Annotated in this window: 8 protein-coding genes; all 8 read left to right on the top strand. The window is 64.6% G+C overall.

Annotation, left to right across the window (positions count from 1 at the left end):
- Positions 1 to 110: 110 nt before the first annotated feature.
- Entirely contained in the window at positions 111 to 2,714 is a 2,604-nt protein-coding gene (locus tag MSIL_RS19955; protein ID WP_012589269.1) for a PAS domain S-box protein, read from the top strand.
- Positions 2,715 to 2,792: 78 nt separating this feature from the next.
- On the top strand, positions 2,793 to 3,074 hold the full coding sequence (locus MSIL_RS01115) for a hypothetical protein (protein ID WP_012589268.1): 282 nt from the start codon (positions 2,793 to 2,795) through the stop codon (positions 3,072 to 3,074).
- Positions 3,075 to 3,377: 303 nt separating this feature from the next.
- Entirely contained in the window at positions 3,378 to 5,888 is a 2,511-nt protein-coding gene (locus tag MSIL_RS01110) for a glycogen/starch/alpha-glucan phosphorylase (RefSeq protein WP_012589267.1), read from the top strand.
- A 2-nt stretch (positions 5,889 to 5,890) separates the two neighbouring features.
- Positions 5,891 to 8,110 carry a 1,4-alpha-glucan branching protein GlgB gene (gene glgB, locus MSIL_RS01105; RefSeq protein ID WP_012589266.1) on the top strand — a complete coding sequence of 740 codons (2,220 nt, stop codon included), beginning with the start codon at positions 5,891 to 5,893 and terminating at the stop codon, positions 8,108 to 8,110.
- Positions 8,111 to 8,172: 62 nt separating this feature from the next.
- On the top strand, positions 8,173 to 9,426 hold the full coding sequence (glgC, locus tag MSIL_RS01100; RefSeq protein ID WP_012589265.1) for a glucose-1-phosphate adenylyltransferase: 1,254 nt from the start codon (positions 8,173 to 8,175) through the stop codon (positions 9,424 to 9,426).
- A complete protein-coding gene (gene glgA, locus MSIL_RS01095) occupies positions 9,423 to 10,874 on the top strand; it encodes a glycogen synthase GlgA (protein WP_012589264.1) in 1,452 nt (483 codons plus the stop codon). Before glgC ends, glgA begins: the two co-directional genes overlap by 4 nt.
- Positions 10,875 to 10,911: 37 nt before the next feature.
- On the top strand, positions 10,912 to 12,540 hold the full coding sequence (locus MSIL_RS01090; RefSeq protein WP_012589263.1) for an alpha-D-glucose phosphate-specific phosphoglucomutase: 1,629 nt from the start codon (positions 10,912 to 10,914) through the stop codon (positions 12,538 to 12,540).
- A gap of 10 nt (positions 12,541 to 12,550) precedes the next feature.
- On the top strand, positions 12,551 to 16,783 hold the full coding sequence (locus MSIL_RS01085; protein ID WP_012589262.1) for a bifunctional glycogen debranching protein GlgX/4-alpha-glucanotransferase: 4,233 nt from the start codon (positions 12,551 to 12,553) through the stop codon (positions 16,781 to 16,783).
- The last annotated feature ends 29 nt before the right edge of the window (positions 16,784 to 16,812 follow it).

Below are 16,812 nucleotides of genomic sequence, written 5' to 3'. Positions count from 1 at the left end.
GCTCGCTGTTCTGGGCAGTTCCCGCGCCGGAAGCCGGTTTTCGGGCAGCCTTGGCTGCGTTTCGATGCGATTCCAGGATTCGCCGCTGCGCCGACGGCGGTCCGCCGTCCATGAGAGGGACCGCTTTGTCCTCCGCAAACGCCATGCAAGCTGTAGACTATATCACGATCAGCCTCTCGTCGAAGGGGGAGATCGCGAGCTGGGACGCGGCTGCGGAAGCTTTGACAGGGTTCCGGGCGCAGGACGTCATGGGCGGCGACATCGAGCATCTCGTCGCGGTCCCGACGCCTCAGTCGCACCGCGCGCTCGCCGCCCTTCGCGCCGGGTTCGCAGCGAAATTCGGCGCCCTCATTCGCTGCAAGGATGGCGGCCTCGTCGCCGTCGAGATCGAGGCAAAAGCCCGGGGCGACGCGCCGGGCGCGATTTCGCTCCGCGATCTGACCGCCGAACGGCTCGCCAGCGGCGCCTCCCGCCACGCCGGGGAGCGGCTGAAGCTCGCCCTCGGCGCCGCCGCGATCGGCGCCTATGAGATCGACCTTTTGACGCAGCGCTATCAGCTAGATGGGCGGGCCTCGGCGATCTGGGGCCGCGATCCAACGGATTCCATTTGCTTCTCGATGCTTGCCGATCAGGTGCTGGATGAGGATCGGCCTGCCGCCGAAGGGGCGCTCGCCGCCGCCAGCGATCCCGCCGGCGACGGCTCCTATGCGACCGAATTCCGTATCCGTCGGCACGGCGACGGCGTCTTGCGCTGGCTGTCGTTGCGCGGACGCACTTTTTTCGAAAATGGGCAGCCGGTCAGCCGCATCGGCGTAATGCTCGACGTCACGCAGAACAGACGCCTTGAAGAAGACAACGCCCATCTCGCCGCCATCGTCGGAACGACCGGCGACGCGATCTACAGCCTGACGCTTGACGGCGCGGTGAGGAGCTGGAATCCCGCCGCCGAGCGCATGTTCGGCGTTTCGTCGCGAGAAATGATCGGCAAAGCCGAGACAGCGCTGATCCCGCCCGAGCTGCAAAGCGAAGCCGAGGCCCTGTTCGAGGCGGCGAAGGCGGGCGACATCGTCCGGCGCGAGACAAAGCGCCTGCGCCGAGACGGATCGTCCTTTGATGTCCTTTTGAGCATTGCGCCGATGCGCGGCCGCAACGGCGACGCCGCCGCCATTTCCGTGCTGGCGCGGGACATCTCGGACGAAAAGCGCGTGCTGGCCCAGCTCGAACAGGCAAATGCGCGGATGGCGCAGCAGACAGCCGAGCTCGATGCGGTGTTCGAGGCGTTGAATGTGCCGGTGACCGTGTTTAACCGCGATGGCGCAATCGCGCGCACCAACGCCGCTGCGCGCGCCGTCTGGGGCGTCACTCCAGATATGCCGCAGCCGCTCCCGTTCGGGGACGTCGCCGCCCAGCTCAGCGTGCGCAATTCCGCAGGCGAGACGATCGACCCTGCCGCCCTGGCGGCGCGCCGCGCGCTCGCCGGCGAAAGCGTTGGGCCGCAGCATTATCAGATCACCTCGCCCAGTGGGCTGAAACATGATTTCGAAACGGCGGAACTGCCGCTCATCGTGGACGGCGCGATCACCGGGGCCGTCGCGGTCTGGCACGATGTCACGGAGGCGCGGCGGCGCGACGACCAGGCCTCGATCCTGCTGCGCGAACTCTCGCACAGATCGAAGAACCTTCTCTCCGTCATCGAATCGATCCTGCGCCAATCGGCCAAGGGCAGCGTGTCGAAAGATGATTTCGTCGCCCGCTTCAGCGACCGTCTGCGCGCCCTCGCTCATTCGCATGATCTGCTCGCGAAGACCAATTCGCTGAGCGTGTCGATGACCGATCTCATCTTTTCGCAGGTCGGTCATCATTGGGAGCCGGGCCAGCGCCGCATCATGCTGAGCGGCCTCGGCGTCCGGCTGAAGCCGGACGCGGCGCAGATGATTGGCATGGCCTTGCACGAGCTCTCGACCAACGCCGCCAAATATGGCGCGCTGTCGAATGCGATCGGCCGCGTTTCGATCGGATGGCGGGTCGATCACGAGGCGGAGGCCGAGCCGATGTTCGTTCTGAATTGGGTCGAGCGCGGTGGGCCGCCCGTGCAGGCGCCCGAACGCGCGGGGTTCGGGACGACCGTCATCCAGCGGGTGGCGGGACAGTCGCTGCGCGGGACCGCCAGCCTGATCTATCCGGAGGAAGGCGTTTCATGGACGCTCCGCGCGCCGCGCTCCTCGGTGATCGACACGGCGCAGCAGGACGCTCCGCGCGCAGAACGCATCCGGTCGCCTGCGCTCGAAAAATTGCAGACCCTGTGGACCAATCTTTACCGCGACGGCAAGCTGCCCCGTCTCGATGAGCTGTCGCTCGACGACATCGAGCCGCAAGACCATGTCATCGTCGCCGACGTCGACAATGCGATCAATCCGCCCGCCGTGCGTTTCGTGTCGGTCGGCAAGGCCCTGGTCGACCGCATGGGTCTGCGGCGGGAATGCCAGGATATTGAAGTATCCGAAACCGAAATTCTCGGGGCCGAGGACGGCGCCTACCGCCGCTGCATCCGTTCCGGGCGGCCCGCTTATGAATATGCCTATTTCAACCTCACGCAGGGCCGATCCTTCTTTTTCGAGCGGCTGCTGCTGCCGCTCTCCGACGATGGCCAAAGGGTCTCCCGTATTATCGGAATGGCGAGCTTCGACGACGGCGTTTCCGCCGGAGCGAACTAAAGTCGCGGCGGATTTCGCAAAGGCGGGCGTGAACCCCTGGGCTATGGCGGCGTTCAGCTTGGCGAAAGAGAGGTCGAAATGTCTTCCGTCAAATCAATCCATATCCTGAGAAATGCGGCTTTGGCCGGAGCGCTTGCCGTTGGCGTTGCGGGCGCCCTCGCGGCGGGACCGGCGCAAGCAAGACCCGGCTGTCTCAAGGGCGCGCTCGTCGGCGGCGTCGCCGGGCACCTCGTTGGCCATGGCGTTCTCGGCGCGGCTGCCGGCTGCGCCTATGGCTCGCATGAGCGGAATAAATACGATCGCCGAGATAACGACGAAGGGCGCTCTTCCTATGCGCCGCGGCAATACAATCAATATTGAGATTACGAGAAGGCGGGGCGGGCCTTCGCCGTGACGTCACACGTCGAATGGCCGGCCTGCTAAAACTTAGGCAAATTGCCGCAGCGTGCGGCGCGGAACGCGAAACGCGCCCTCCTGAGGCGCAATCTTGTCCGCCGATAGAGCCATGAAGGCCGGCAAGGTTCGGCTTTGTCGCCTATCGCCCTTGGTCTAGCATGACGCTCCAACCGGAACCTCGCCAAAGCGGCCCGCATGGCCCGCGCTTTGCTCCGCATCAGGTCCGCAGCGCTTAACGACCTGCGCAGGAAAGGGAGCGCCGCTCAGATGGATGTTCAAGCCGATGCCCCGCTCGTGGCGGATGCGGCCGCGCCGGCCGCAACGGGCCAAGTTCCGGCCGCGGCGGAAGTCGCCGAAATCCGCGATCGTATCCTTGAGAAGCTCAAACATTCGGTCAGCAAGAGCGTCGGCTCGGCGACCCCGCATGACTGGTTTATCGCGACGGCCCTCAGCGTGCGCGACAAGATCGTCGAAAGCTGGCTTACCTCGATCGACACCGCCAAGAAGACCGGCCGCAAGCGGGTCTATTATCTCAGCCTTGAATTCCTTATCGGCCGGCTGCTGATCGACGCCCTCACCAATATGGAGCTGATCGACCAGACCCGCGCCGCGCTCGCCGAGCTCGGAGTCGATCTTGAGGCGCTGCGCGAGGTCGAGCCGGACGCGGCGCTCGGCAATGGCGGCCTTGGGCGTCTCGCCGCCTGTTTTATGGAAAGCATGGCGACGCTCTCCATCGCCGCCTATGGCTATGGCATCCGCTACGATCATGGCTTGTTCCGCCAGCGCATCAAGGACGGCCGTCAGCTCGAATATCCGGAAGATTGGCTCTCCTATGGCAATCCGTGGGAGTTCCAGCGGCCCGAACTCGTCTATGGCGTCGGCTTCAGCGGCCATATCGAGACGCAGACGCTGCCGGACGGCGAATTGAAGCAGGTGTGGATGCCGGGCGAGACGGTTCAGGCCCTCGCCTATGACACGCCCATCGCCGGCTGGCGCGGCGCGCATATCAACACGCTGCGGCTGTGGGCCGCGCGCGCGGCCGATCCGCTGCGGCTCGACAAATTCAACAGCGGCGACCATGTCGGCGCGCTGATGGATCAGGTCCGCGCCGAATCGATCTCCAAAGTGCTCTATCCGGGCGACACCAGCCCGGCCGGGCAGGAGCTGCGCCTGCGGCAGGAATATTTCTTCGCCTCGGCGTCGCTGCAAGATCTCGTGCGGCGGCACATGTCGTTGTTCGGAGACATAAAGACTCTGGCCGACAAGGCCGCCATTCAGCTCAACGACACCCATCCGGCAATCGCCGTCGCCGAATTGATGCATATTCTGGTCGATCGCTACGACATCCCCTGGAACAAGTCCTGGGCGATCACCAAAGCGACATTCAGCTACACCAACCACACCCTGCTTCCCGAAGCGCTCGAAACCTGGCCGGTGCCGCTGATGGAGCGGCTGCTGCCGCGCCATATGCAGATCATTTATCTGATCAATGCGCTCCATCTCGAAAAGGTCGGCAAGGGACCGGACGCGAGCGGCGCGCGACTCGCAGCGCTTTCGCTGATTGACGAATCTCATGGGCGGCGCGTGCGGATGGGGCATCTCGCCTTTCTCGGCTCGCATAAGGTCAACGGCGTGTCGGCGCTTCATTCCGATCTGATGAAGACGACCGTTTTCCGCGATCTTGAATCCGTCGAGCCGGGCAAGATCACCAACAAGACCAATGGAATCACCTTCCGCCGCTGGCTCAAGGAAGCCAATCCGTCGCTGACCTCGCTGCTGACCGAGGTGGTCGGCGACACGCTTCTCGACGACGCGACGATCCTCGAGAAAGTCGCCCCCTACGCCGATGATTCCGCCTTCACGGAGCGCTATGCGGCGATCCGGCGCGCCAACAAAGTCGCGCTGAGCGCCCTCGTTCGCGACCGGATTGGCGTAAAACTCGATCCGGATGCGCTGTTCGACGTGCATATCAAGCGCATTCACGAATATAAAAGGCAGATCCTCAATATTCTCGAGACAGTGGCGATCTTCGAGGAAATCCGCGCCCAGTCGTTCCGCGAGTGGATTCCGCGCGTGAAAATTTTCGCCGGCAAGGCGGCGGCGAGCTATACGACGGCCAAGCTGATCATCCAGCTCGCCAATGACGTCGGCAAGGTGGTCAATTCCGACCCGACGGTTCGCGGCCTCCTCAAGGTCGTGTTTTTACCGAACTATAATGTCAGCCTCGCCGAACGCATCATTCCCGCCGCCGATCTCTCCGAGCAGATCTCGACCGCGGGCATGGAAGCCTCGGGAACCGGCAATATGAAGTTCGCGTTGAATGGAGCGTTGACGATTGGAACGCTCGACGGCGCCAATGTCGAAATCCTCGAAAAAGTCGGCGCGCCGAATATTTTCATCTTCGGGCTGACGGCGGATCAAGTCGAAGCCAAACGGACGCAGGGCATTAGCGGCCAGGAGGCTATCGCGCGGTCGCAACGCTTGTCCGAGGCGCTGGAATCGATCGCCTCGGGCGTCTTCTCGCCGGAGCAGCCGGACCGCTACCGCCCGCTGGTCGATGCGCTCACCTACAATGACTTCTTCCTGGTGACCGCCGACTTCGACAGCTACTACAATACGCAGCGCGACGTGTTCAAGCGTTGGCGCGATAAAAAGAGCTGGTGGCGCTCCGCCGTCATCAACACGTCAAACATGGGGTGGTTCTCTTCCGACAGGACCATCACGGAATATGCGCAGGAGATATGGAACGTACCAACGACGCCGCCCGGACGAAACTGACAATGGGACAAAACGCAGGCGCCCCGGAGCGGGACGCCGGCGACTGGCGGCTTGGCGAGGATGACATCGCCGCCATTGGCGAAGCCCGGCATGGCGACCCCTTCGCCGTTCTCGGACCGCATGAGACGAGTGACGGCCTGGTGATCCGGGCCTTTTCGCCCGACGCCGACACGCTTGCCGCGGCGACCGCCGACGACGGCTATTTCAAACTGGAGAGCCGCGGCGGCGGCGTGTTCGAGGGACTGGCTCCCGGCGCCTCCCGACCGTTGCGCTATGAGCTCGAGGCCGCCAACGCCGGCGGGTCGTGGCGCTTCGTCGACCCCTATTCCATCGGGCCCGTGCTCGGGCAGATGGATGATTATCTTCTCGTCGAAGGCACGCATCGCGCGCTTTACGAAAAGCTCGGCGCCCATCTCATGGAGGTCGAGGGCGTCGCGGGCGTTCATTTCGCCGTCTGGGCGCCGAACGCCGTGCGCGTCTCGGTCGTCGGCGATTTCAATCGCTGGGACGGGCGGCTGCATCAGATGCGCAAGCGCATCGATTCGGGCCTTTGGGAGATTTTCGCGCCGCATGTCGGGGCGGGAACCGCCTATAAATATGAAATCATCGCCCACGACGGCCGGCTGTTGCCGCTCAAGGCCGATCCTGTCGGGTTTGCTGGGGAAATGCGCCCTTCGACCGCCTCCATCGTCGCGCGCATTGATGATTTCAAATGGACGGACGAGGCTTTTCTGGAGCGCCGCCGGACGCGCCAGGCGTGGCGCGAACCGATGACGACCCTCGAGGTTCACCTCGGCTCGTGGCGGCGCGGCGAAGGCGGCCGCTTTCTCACCTATGACGAATTCGCCGATCAGCTGATTCCCTACGCCCTCGATCTCGGCTTTACCCATCTTGAACTAATGCCCGTCTCGGAGCATCCGCTCGACGCCTCCTGGGGCTATCAGCCGATCGGACTGTTCGCGCCGACGCGGCGGTTCGGCGACCCGGCCGCTTTCGCCCGTTTCGTCGATCGGGCGCATGCCGCCGGCCTCTCTATAATCCTTGATTGGGTGCCGGCGCATTTTCCAACCGACATGCATGGGCTCGCAGAGTTCGACGGCGCCCCGCTCTATGAGCACGCCGACCCGCGTCGCGGATTTCACCCCGATTGGAACACGGCAATCTATGATTTCGGCCGGCGCGAAGTCTCCGCTTTCCTCATCGCCAATGCTTTGTTCTGGCTCGACCGCTATCATATCGACGGATTGCGCGTCGACGCGGTCGCCTCCATGCTCTACCTCGATTATTCGCGCAATCCCGGCGAATGGCTGCCCAATGAGGACGGCGGCAACGACAACCGCGACGCGGTCGCTTTTTTGAAGCGGTTCAACGAGCTGGTCTATGAGGCCCACCCCGGCGTCGTCACATTGGCCGAGGAATCGACCTCCTGGCCGGGCGTCTCGGCGCCGACGGCGTCGGGCGGGTTAGGCTTCGGCTTCAAGTGGAATATGGGCTTCATGCATGACACGCTGGAATATATGGAGATCGACCCGATCTACCGGCGCTGGTCGCATGACAAGCTGACCTTCGGCCTCGTCTACGCTTTTTCCGAAAATTTCGTGTTGCCGCTGAGCCATGACGAAGTCACCCATGGCAAAGGCTCGCTGCTCGAGAAAATGTCCGGCGACGACTGGCGCATGTTCGCCACCCTGCGCGCCTATTACGGCTTCATGTGGGGCCATCCTGGCAAGAAGCTGTTGTTCATGGGACAGGAATTCGCCCAGCGCCAGGAATGGCGCGAATTCAGAGAACTCGACTGGCATCTGCTCGATTCGCCCGCCCACAAGGGCGTGCAGAGTTTGATCCGCGACCTCAACAGCCTCGTCAAGGATACGCCCGCGCTCTACCGGCGCGACAAGGATCCGGCTGGATTTTCCTGGGTCATCGGCGATGATTTCGACCATTCCGTGTTCGCCTTCCTGCGCTATGGCGACGACGGCGACCAGCCCGTTGCGATCGTCAGCAACTTTACGCCGGAGCCGCGCTACAACTACACGATCGGTTTGCCGCGCGGCGGGTTGTGGCGCGAGGCGATCAATACGGACAGCTCGGCCTATTGGGGTTCGGGCGTCGGCAATTTCGGCGCGATCCTGGCGCGGGACGAGCCTTCGCATGGGCAACCTGCTTCGGCGCAAATCACCCTTCCCCCTCTCGCAACCCTGTTCTTCATCCCCAACATTTGAGCCGAAGCAACGCCGAGCCGAAATGAGCCGCCCTTGTTGAAAGCGTCCAAAGGAATCGATCGATGAGAACGAGCGCGCCGATCGGCCGCCAAGCCATGGCTTTCGTGCTCGCAGGGGGACGTGGCAGTCGGCTCCTCGAACTGACCGATCGCCGCGCCAAGCCCGCGGTCTATTTCGGCGGCAAGATGCGCATCATCGATTTCGCCCTGTCGAACGCGCTGAACTCGGGCATCCGCCGCGTCGGCGTCGCCACGCAATACAAGGCGCACAGCCTGATCGGCCATCTGACGCGCGGCTGGAATTTCTTCAGAGCCGGCAGCAATGAGACCTTCGACATCATGCCGGCGAGCCAGCGCGTCTCGGAGGATCAATGGTATGCCGGCACCGCCGACGCCGTATTCCAGAACATCGACATCATCCGCGACCGCGCGCCAAAATATATGGTGATCCTCGCCGGAGACCACATCTACAAGATGGACTATGAGATCATGCTGCAACAGCATGCCGACTCCGGCTCCGACGTCACGGTCGGCTGCCTTGAAGTGGCGCGCGAGGAGGCATCCGCTTTCGGCGTCATGCACGTCGACGCAAACGACCGCATCATCGACTTTGTCGAAAAACCCGCCGATCCGCCGGCGATGCCGGGCAAGCCGGATAAGGCGCTGGCCTCGATGGGCATCTATGTGTTCGAGATGAACTTTCTGTTCGAACAGCTCGAGCGCGACGCCGCCGACCCACATTCGAGCCGCGATTTCGGCAAGGACATCATCCCCTATCTCGTCAAGCATGGCAAAGCGATCGCCCATCACTTTTCCGATTCCTGCGTGCAAGCCGGCGACGCCGACGCCGCCTATTGGCGCGACGTCGGCACGGTCGACGCCTATTGGGAAGCCAACATCGACCTGACCGACATCGTCCCGGACCTTGATCTGTTCGACAAGGAATGGCCGATCTGGACCGACGGCGCCGTCACGCCGCCCGCCAAATTCGTCCACGACGAAGATCTGCGGCGCGGCATGGCCGTCTCCTCCGTGGTCTCCGGCGGCTGTATCATCTCGGGCGCCTATGTGAAGCGCTCGATGCTGTCCACCGGCGTTCGCATCAACTCCTATTGCGACGTCGAGAACGCCGTCATCCTTCCTTACGTCGAAATCGGCCGCTCGACGCGGCTGCGCAATGTCGTGATCGACCGCGGCGTCAAGATCCCCGGCGGCCTGATCGTCGGCGAGGACGCCACGCTCGACGCCGGGCGCTTCCGCCGCACCGAGAAAGGCGTCTGCCTCATCACGCAAACGATGATCGACAAACTCAAATGAGCGAGATCAGCGTTCTCGCCATCGTTTCGGAAATTTTCCCGCTGATCAAGACCGGCGGACTCGCCGATGTCGCGGGCGCCCTGCCCGCGGCCCTCGCCGGCGAAGGAATCGAAGTCGCAACGCTTGTGCCGGGCTATCCGGCGGTGATGGCGCAAATCGAATATGCTGAGACCGTGATCGACGCCAGGCCGCTTTATGGCGCGCCGGCGCGCGTGTTGCGCGGGTCCGCGGCCGGCCTCGATCTCTTCGTGCTCGACGCGCCGCATCTCTACGATCGTCCGGGCAACCCCTATCTGCTGCCGGACGGCCGCGACTTTCCAGATAATCCATTCCGTTTCGCAGCGCTATGCCAGACGGGGTCCGCGCTCGGCTTTGGCGCGGCGCCCGGATTTTTACCCGATATCGTCCACGCCCATGACTGGCAGGCGGGATTAGCCGCCGCCTATCTTCACTACGATGGGCGCGAGCGTCCGGGGACCGTCGCGACCATCCACAACCTCGCCTTCCAGGGCAAATATCCGGCCGAGCTGCTTGGCGCGCTCGGCCTGCCGCCGCAGGCTTTCTCGCTTGAGGGCGTCGAATATTACGGGACGATCGGCTTCCTCAAGGCCGCGCTCGCGCTGTCCGACCGCATCACCACGGTCTCGCCGACCTACGCCGCCGAGATCCGCACGCCCGAACATGGCATGGGGCTCGACGGATTGTTGCGCACGCGGGCCGAACGCCTCATCGGCATTTTGAACGGCATTGACGACGAGGTTTGGGACCCATCGAGCGATCCACTGATTACCGAGCCCTTTGACGTCGAAACGCTGGCGCGGCGGCCGGCCAACAAGGCCGCGCTACAAGACAAGTTCGGCCTTGATCCCGATCCCGGCGCGCTTCTTCTTGGCGTCGTCAGCCGGCTTTCCTGGCAGAAAGGCCTCGATCTTCTCCTCGCCAATCTCGATCTGCTGGAGCGCCTTGGCGTCCAGCTCGCGGTTCTCGGCTCCGGCGAACCCGAACTGGTGCGCCAGCTCCTCGAGGCCGCGGAGGCCCGGCCCGGCCGGGTCGGCGCGGTGATCGGCTATGACGAGGCCATCGCCCACCGCATTCAGGCCGGCGCCGACGCGATCGTGATCCCCTCGCGTTTCGAACCCTGCGGCCTCACCCAGCTCTGCGCGCTGCGCTACGGCGCCTTGCCGATCGTCGCGCGCGTTGGCGGCCTCGCCGACACCATCATCGACGCCAATGAAATGGCCCTCGCCTCGGGCATCGGCACCGGCCTGCAATTCTCGCCGCCGACAGCGGACATGCTGGGAGCGACGCTTGAGCGCGCCGCGCGGCTTTGGGCCGAGCCGGAAATCTGGGACGAACTCATCGAAAATGGCATGTTGACCGACGTCTCCTGGAGACGCCCGGCGGCGCTTTACGCCAAGCTTTTCCGCGACCTCGTCCGCGAACGCTAAAACCCCTGACGCATCTCACCCCTGATCCGGACGCAACATGATCGAGACTATCGCCACGACGCCCTTCGAAGGACAACGGCCCGGCACCTCGGGGCTGCGCAAGAAGACGCTCCTTTTTCAGCAGAAGAATTATGTCGAGAATTTCGTGCAGTCGATTTTCGACTGTCTCGAAGGGTTCGAAGGCTCGACCCTCGTTGTTGGCGGCGACGGTCGCTTCTTCAATCGCGAGGCGATCCAGATCGTCATCAAAATCGCGCTCGCCAATGGGTTCGGCCGCATTCTCGTCGGGCAAGGCGGGCTGCTGTCGACGCCAGCCGCCTCCAATGTCATCCGCCAATACGGCGCCTTTGGCGGCATCGTCTTGAGCGCGAGCCACAATCCGGGCGGCCCGCATGGCGACGTCGGGATCAAATATAATGTCGCCAACGGCGGCCCGGCGCCGGAAAAAGTCACCGAAGCGGTGTTCGCCCGCACCAAGGAAATCAAACAATACCGCATTCTCAACGCGCCCGATCTCGATCTCGACCGGCTGCAAACGCTGCGCTTCGGCGCAGCGACGGTCGAGATCATCGACCCGGTGTCGGACTATGCCGCGTTGATGCAGAAGCTCTTCGATTTCGACCGCATCGCGGCCCTGTTCAAATCCGGCTTTCGCCTGCAATTCGACGCCATGTCGGCGGTGACCGGCCCCTATGCCGCGCGCATTTTCGAGGAGTTTTTGGGAGCGGCGCCCGGCTCCGTCCTGAACGCGACGCCGCTGCCCGATTTCGGCGGCCATCACCCCGACCCAAACCTTGTCCACGCTAAGCATCTTTACGATCTCGCGATGACGTCGGATGGTCCGGATCTCTGCGCCGCCTCCGACGGAGATGGCGATCGTAATCTGATCATCGGGCGCGGCCGTTTCGTGACGCCGTCCGACAGCCTCGCGCTGATCGCCGCCAACGCGCATCTGGCGCCGGGCTATGCCGGCGGGATCAAGGGCGTCGCGCGCTCGATGCCCACCAGCCGGGCGGCCGATAAGGTCGCGGAAAAACTCAAGATCCCGCTGTTCGAGACGCCGACGGGCTGGAAATTCTTCGGCAATCTGCTCGACGCCGGAATGGCGACGATCTGCGGCGAGGAGAGCGCCGGCACCGGCTCCGATCATGTGCGCGAAAAGGACGGGCTCTGGGCCGTGCTGATGTGGCTCAACATTCTCGCCGCGCGCGGCGAAAGCGTCGACGCCATCGTCACAAAGCACTGGGCCGAGTATGGCCGCAATTATTATGCGCGTCATGATTACGAGGAAGTCGAGTCGGACGGCGCCAATGCGCTGATCGATGCTTTGCGCGCCGCCCTGCCAAGCCTCAAGGGCAAGCAATACGGCGACCTTCGAATCGCCGGCGCCGATGATTTTTCCTATCACGATCCGGTCGATGGATCGGATAGCGCGCATCAGGGGCTTCGCATCCATTTCGAGGACGGCGGGCGCATCGTCTATCGGCTTTCCGGCACCGGCACGGCGGGCGCGACCCTTCGCGTCTACATCGAGCGGTTCGAGCCCGATCCCACGCGCCAGCAGATCGAGACCGCAACGGCGCTGGCCGATCTCATCACTTTGTCGAATGAGATCGCGGGCATCGCCAAATTCACCGGCCGCGCCGCGCCCTCCGTCATAACCTGAGGCGCATCATTTGAAGCCTTATTCTGTTTCTCCGGGATCGCCGGAGCCGCTCGGCGCGTCGCTTCAAGTGGACGGGGTCAATGTCGCCGTCATCTCAAGCGCCGCCGATGCGATTTTTTTCTGCCTGTTCGACGACGATGGCCGCGAGATCCAGCGCATCAAACTGATCGGCCGCACCGGGGATGTCTTCCACGCCCATGTTGGCGGCGTCGGCGCCGGGGCGCGCTACGGCCTGCGGGCGGAGGGGCCGTTCGATCTCTCAAAGGGCCTTCGCTTCAATCCGGCAAAACTGCTCGTCGATCCTTACGCGATCGAACTCGACCGTCCATTCAAATTGCATCCGTCCCTGTTCGACGCCCGCATACATGGCGCGCCGGAGGATTTGACGGACAGCGCCGCTTTTGTCCCTAAAGCGATCGTCACGCCGGCGCCAGCGCTGGCGGCGCCGCGTCGGCCGTCGACGCCCTGGCGCGACCTCATCATCTATGAAATGCATGTGCGCGGCTTTACGCGGAACCATCCGGGCATTCCGCAAGAGATTCGCGGCACCTTCGCCGGCCTCGCCCATCCGGCGGCAATCGCACATCTGACGCGACTCGGCGTCACCGCCGTAGAGCTGCTGCCGATCCAAGGCTGGCTCGACGAACGCCATCTGCCGGCGCTCGGCCTCGCCAATTACTGGGGCTATAATCCGGTCGCCTTCAACGCGCCGGACCCACGCCTTGCGCCGGGTGGCTGGCCAGAGGTCCGCGCGGCCGTGGAGGCGCTGCAGGCTGACGGGATCAGCGTCATCCTCGACGTGGTGCTGAACCACTCCGGCGAAAGCGATCATCTCGGTCCAACCGTATCGCTGCGCGGGCTCGACAACGGGCTCTACTACCGGCTCGATCCGCAGAATGCGACGCTCTACGAAAATCAGGCGGGTTGCGGCAATGTGCTGGCGCTGGAGCGCCCGCACGCGTTGCGCCTTGCGCTCGACGCGCTGCGCACCGCCGCGATCCGCGCCGGCGTCGACGGCTTCCGCTACGATCTCGCCCCCGTTCTGGCCCGCGGGCCGCAGGGCTTCGATCCGTCGCATCCCTTCCTCGCCGCGGTTGCGCAAGATCCGACCTTGCGCGAGCTGATCCATATCGCCGAGCCCTGGGATCTCGGCCTTGGCGGCTATCAGCTCGGCGCCTTTCCGGCCTCATGGGGCGAGTGGAACGATAAATCGCGCGATGCGATGCGCCGCTTCTGGCGCGGCGATCATGGTCAGCTCGGCGCGATGGCGACCCGCTTTGCGGGCTCGGCCGATATTTTTGCAGGCCGGCGCCGCGCTTTGTCGCGCTCGATCAATTTCATCACCGCCCATGACGGCTTCACCCTCGCCGATCTCGTCGCCTTTTCGCAAAAGCACAATGAGGCGAATGGCGAGAACAATCGCGACGGAACCGACGACAATCTGTCATGGAACTGCGGCGCCGAGGGAGAAACGTCTGACCCCGCCATGATCCAGCGGCGCAGGGGCGATGTGCGGGCGTTGCTAGCGACGCTGATCGCGTCCCGCGGCTCGCCCATGCTGACCATGGGCGACGAACTCGGCCGCACGCAGAAGGGCAACAACAACGCCTATGCGCAGGACAATGAGCTCGCCTATGTCGATTGGGCGAACGCCGACGAGGAGCTCATCGATTTTTGCGCGCGGCTGATAAAACTTCGCCGCGAGACTGGCGCGCTCAGCGGCGAGACGCCTTTGACCGGCGCGCCGCCCGACGCCTCCGGCGCGCCCGACGTCGAATGGCTCGGCCTGTCCGGCGAACCGCTGACGCCGCAGCAATGGGAGGAGGCTTCCGCCGACGCGCTTGTCGCGGTCTTCTACGATCCGGGCGACGCCAGGCTGGCGCCAAGCCGCGCCGCCGTCCTCATCAACCGGGGTTACGCCCTGCTGCACGCCCGCCTGCCCGGCGCGCGCGAAAGCCATATCTGGACACAGAAGATCAATTCGGCCGAGCCGCGCGCGACCGGGGCTGAGGCGCCGGACGGAGCGGTCAGCCTGCCGCCGCGCTCCGTCGTCATTTTGACCGAGACCGCCGCCGCCTCCGCGCGCCCCCGCGCGGGCGTCGACGAGCGCGTGCTCGACGCTCTGGCCGCCGCCGCCGGCATCGCGCCCTATTGGCACGATATCGAAGGGCGCCGGACGGATGTAAGCGTTGAGACGAAGCTCGCTCTGTTGCGCAGCCTCGAACTCGCCGCCGCCAATACGGGCGAGGCGCGGGCCCGCCTTGCCGAACTCTCGGAGGAACGCGCCTTCCGGCCGCTGCCTGTCGCAACCAGTCTCGTGCAGCATGGCGAACGGACGATCCGGCTCGGCGGCGCGCTCGCCGAGCGGCAGCTTCCCTTCGCCCTGACCATCGCCTGCGACGACGGGTCGACCCACATCGTCGAGATTAGCCCGGAGATCGGCCGGCGCGGCGAAATCCTCGCGCCGGACGGGCGCCGCGCCTTGACGCGCGAAATTCCCCTGCCGGATTTGCCGCTCGGCCGTCACGAAGTGATGAGCGAGGCCGCCCCCGATTGCCACGGCCATCTTGCGATCGTTCCCTTCGCCGCCTTCCTACCGCAAGCGCTGCGCGAGGGCCGCGTGTTCGGCGTCGCCGCGCAGGCGTACGGGCTGCGGCGCCAATCAGGCGGCGGCGATCAGGGCATCGGCGATTTCACCTGCCTGCGCATCCTCGCCGAAGAGGCCGCACGCGCCGGCGCGGCCTGCGTCGGCGTCAATCCGCTGCATGCGCTCTATCCGCACGATCCCGAGCGGGCGAGCCCCTACCATCCCTCGGATCGGCGCTTTCTCGACCCGCTGGCGATCGACGTCTTCGATCTGCCGTCCGAACTGATGAGCGAGGCCGTCATGGCCGCGTTGTCGCGCGCGGCGCCAGAAGCCGCCGCGCTCTCGGCGGCGGGCTTCGTCGATTATCGCGCGGTCTTCGCCCTGAAAGATCGGCTGTTCGACGTCATTCACGCCGCCTTCCGGGCGCGCCGGCTCGCCGCGCCCGACGATGCGCTGGTGATGGAGTTTGAACGCTTTCTGGTCCTTGGCGGCGAGAGTTTGCGCCGCTTCGCCATTTTCACGGCGATCGAGCGCGCGCTCGGCGCAACGCTCGGCCAGTTCGGACCCGAACTGAACGCTCCGCACGCGCCGGGGATCGAGGCTTTTGCCGCTCAACATGACGATGAGGTGAAGCGCGCAAAATTCCTGCAATTTTTGGCGGACAGGCAATTTGCCGCGGCGGCGCAAGCGGCCAAGACGGCGGGATTATCGCTCGGCTTCTATCGCGATCTCGCAGTCGGCTGCGCGCCGGACGGCGCCGAAGCCTTTTCCGACATGAGCCGGTTGATGCAGGGCGTCTCGATCGGCGCGCCGCCCGACCCGCTGGGGCCGAAGGGTCAGGTCTGGGGTCTGCCGCCGCCCGATCCACGCGCCCTTGCACGGGACGGCTATAAAGGCTTCGGACGGCTGATCGCCGCCAACATGGCCTATGCCGGCATTTTACGCATTGACCATGTGCTGGGCTTGAAGCGCCTGTTCCTCGTGCCGGAAGGCGCCGAGGGCAAGGACGGCGCCTATCTCGCCTGCCCGTTCGAAGCGCTGATCGGACAGGTCGCGCTTGAAAGCCAGCGGGCGCAGACGGCCGTCGTCGGCGAAGACCTCGGCACGGCGCCCTCGGGCCTGCGCGACGAACTGGCGCGCGCCAATATTCTCTCCTACCGCGTCATGCGGTTCGAGCGCGAGGGCCGCGAATTTCTGCCGCCTGAATCTTACCCGGCGCTGGCCGCGGCCTGCGTCGCGACGCATGATCTGCCGCCGCTCGCCGGCTGGTGGAGCGGCGCCGATCTTGGCGAGGCGGCAGCGCTCGGCCATATCGCGGACGAGCAAGCGGCGGCGCGCGACCGGGCCGAAGAAAAAGCCGAGCTTCTCGCCGCCGTCGCCTGCACAGATTTTTCGGGCGACGGCGTCGACTATAACGCGCCATTGACCGAGGCGGCGGCGGCGGCGATCCATGGTTTTGTCGCGCGAAGCGGCGCCGCCCTCGTGCTGATTCAAGCCGACGATCTCGCTATGGAGGTCGTGCCGACCAATCTGCCCGGCACCGATCGCGAACGGCCGAACTGGCGGCGCAAGATTTCAGAGCCGGTCGAGCGGCTTTTCGCACTTCACTCGGCGCAGACGATTCTGGAAACGGTCAGGCGCTGGCGGGGGAGTTAGGGCGGAGGCGCGCGCCAATCTCTCATGGC

Source organism: Methylocella silvestris BL2 (genome assembly GCF_000021745.1).
In the GTDB taxonomy this organism is placed as follows: domain Bacteria; phylum Pseudomonadota; class Alphaproteobacteria; order Rhizobiales; family Beijerinckiaceae; genus Methylocapsa; species Methylocapsa silvestris.
Note: the sequence above shows the minus strand (reverse complement) of the source record. Positions and strands in the feature narration are given on the sequence as shown.

What these genes read in the sequence shown, in the direction of transcription:
- MSIL_RS19955 (WP_012589269.1), top strand. Translation starts at nt 111, where the DNA reads ATGAGAGGGACCGCTTTGTCCTCCGCAAACGCCATGCAAGCTGTAGAC.
- MSIL_RS01115 (WP_012589268.1), top strand. Translation starts at nt 2,793, where the DNA reads ATGTCTTCCGTCAAATCAATCCATATCCTGAGAAATGCGGCTTTGGCC.
- MSIL_RS01110 (WP_012589267.1), top strand. Translation starts at nt 3,378, where the DNA reads ATGGATGTTCAAGCCGATGCCCCGCTCGTGGCGGATGCGGCCGCGCCG.
- glgB (WP_012589266.1), top strand. Translation starts at nt 5,891, where the DNA reads ATGGGACAAAACGCAGGCGCCCCGGAGCGGGACGCCGGCGACTGGCGG.
- glgC (WP_012589265.1), top strand. Translation starts at nt 8,173, where the DNA reads ATGAGAACGAGCGCGCCGATCGGCCGCCAAGCCATGGCTTTCGTGCTC.
- glgA (WP_012589264.1), top strand. Translation starts at nt 9,423, where the DNA reads ATGAGCGAGATCAGCGTTCTCGCCATCGTTTCGGAAATTTTCCCGCTG.
- MSIL_RS01090 (WP_012589263.1), top strand. Translation starts at nt 10,912, where the DNA reads ATGATCGAGACTATCGCCACGACGCCCTTCGAAGGACAACGGCCCGGC.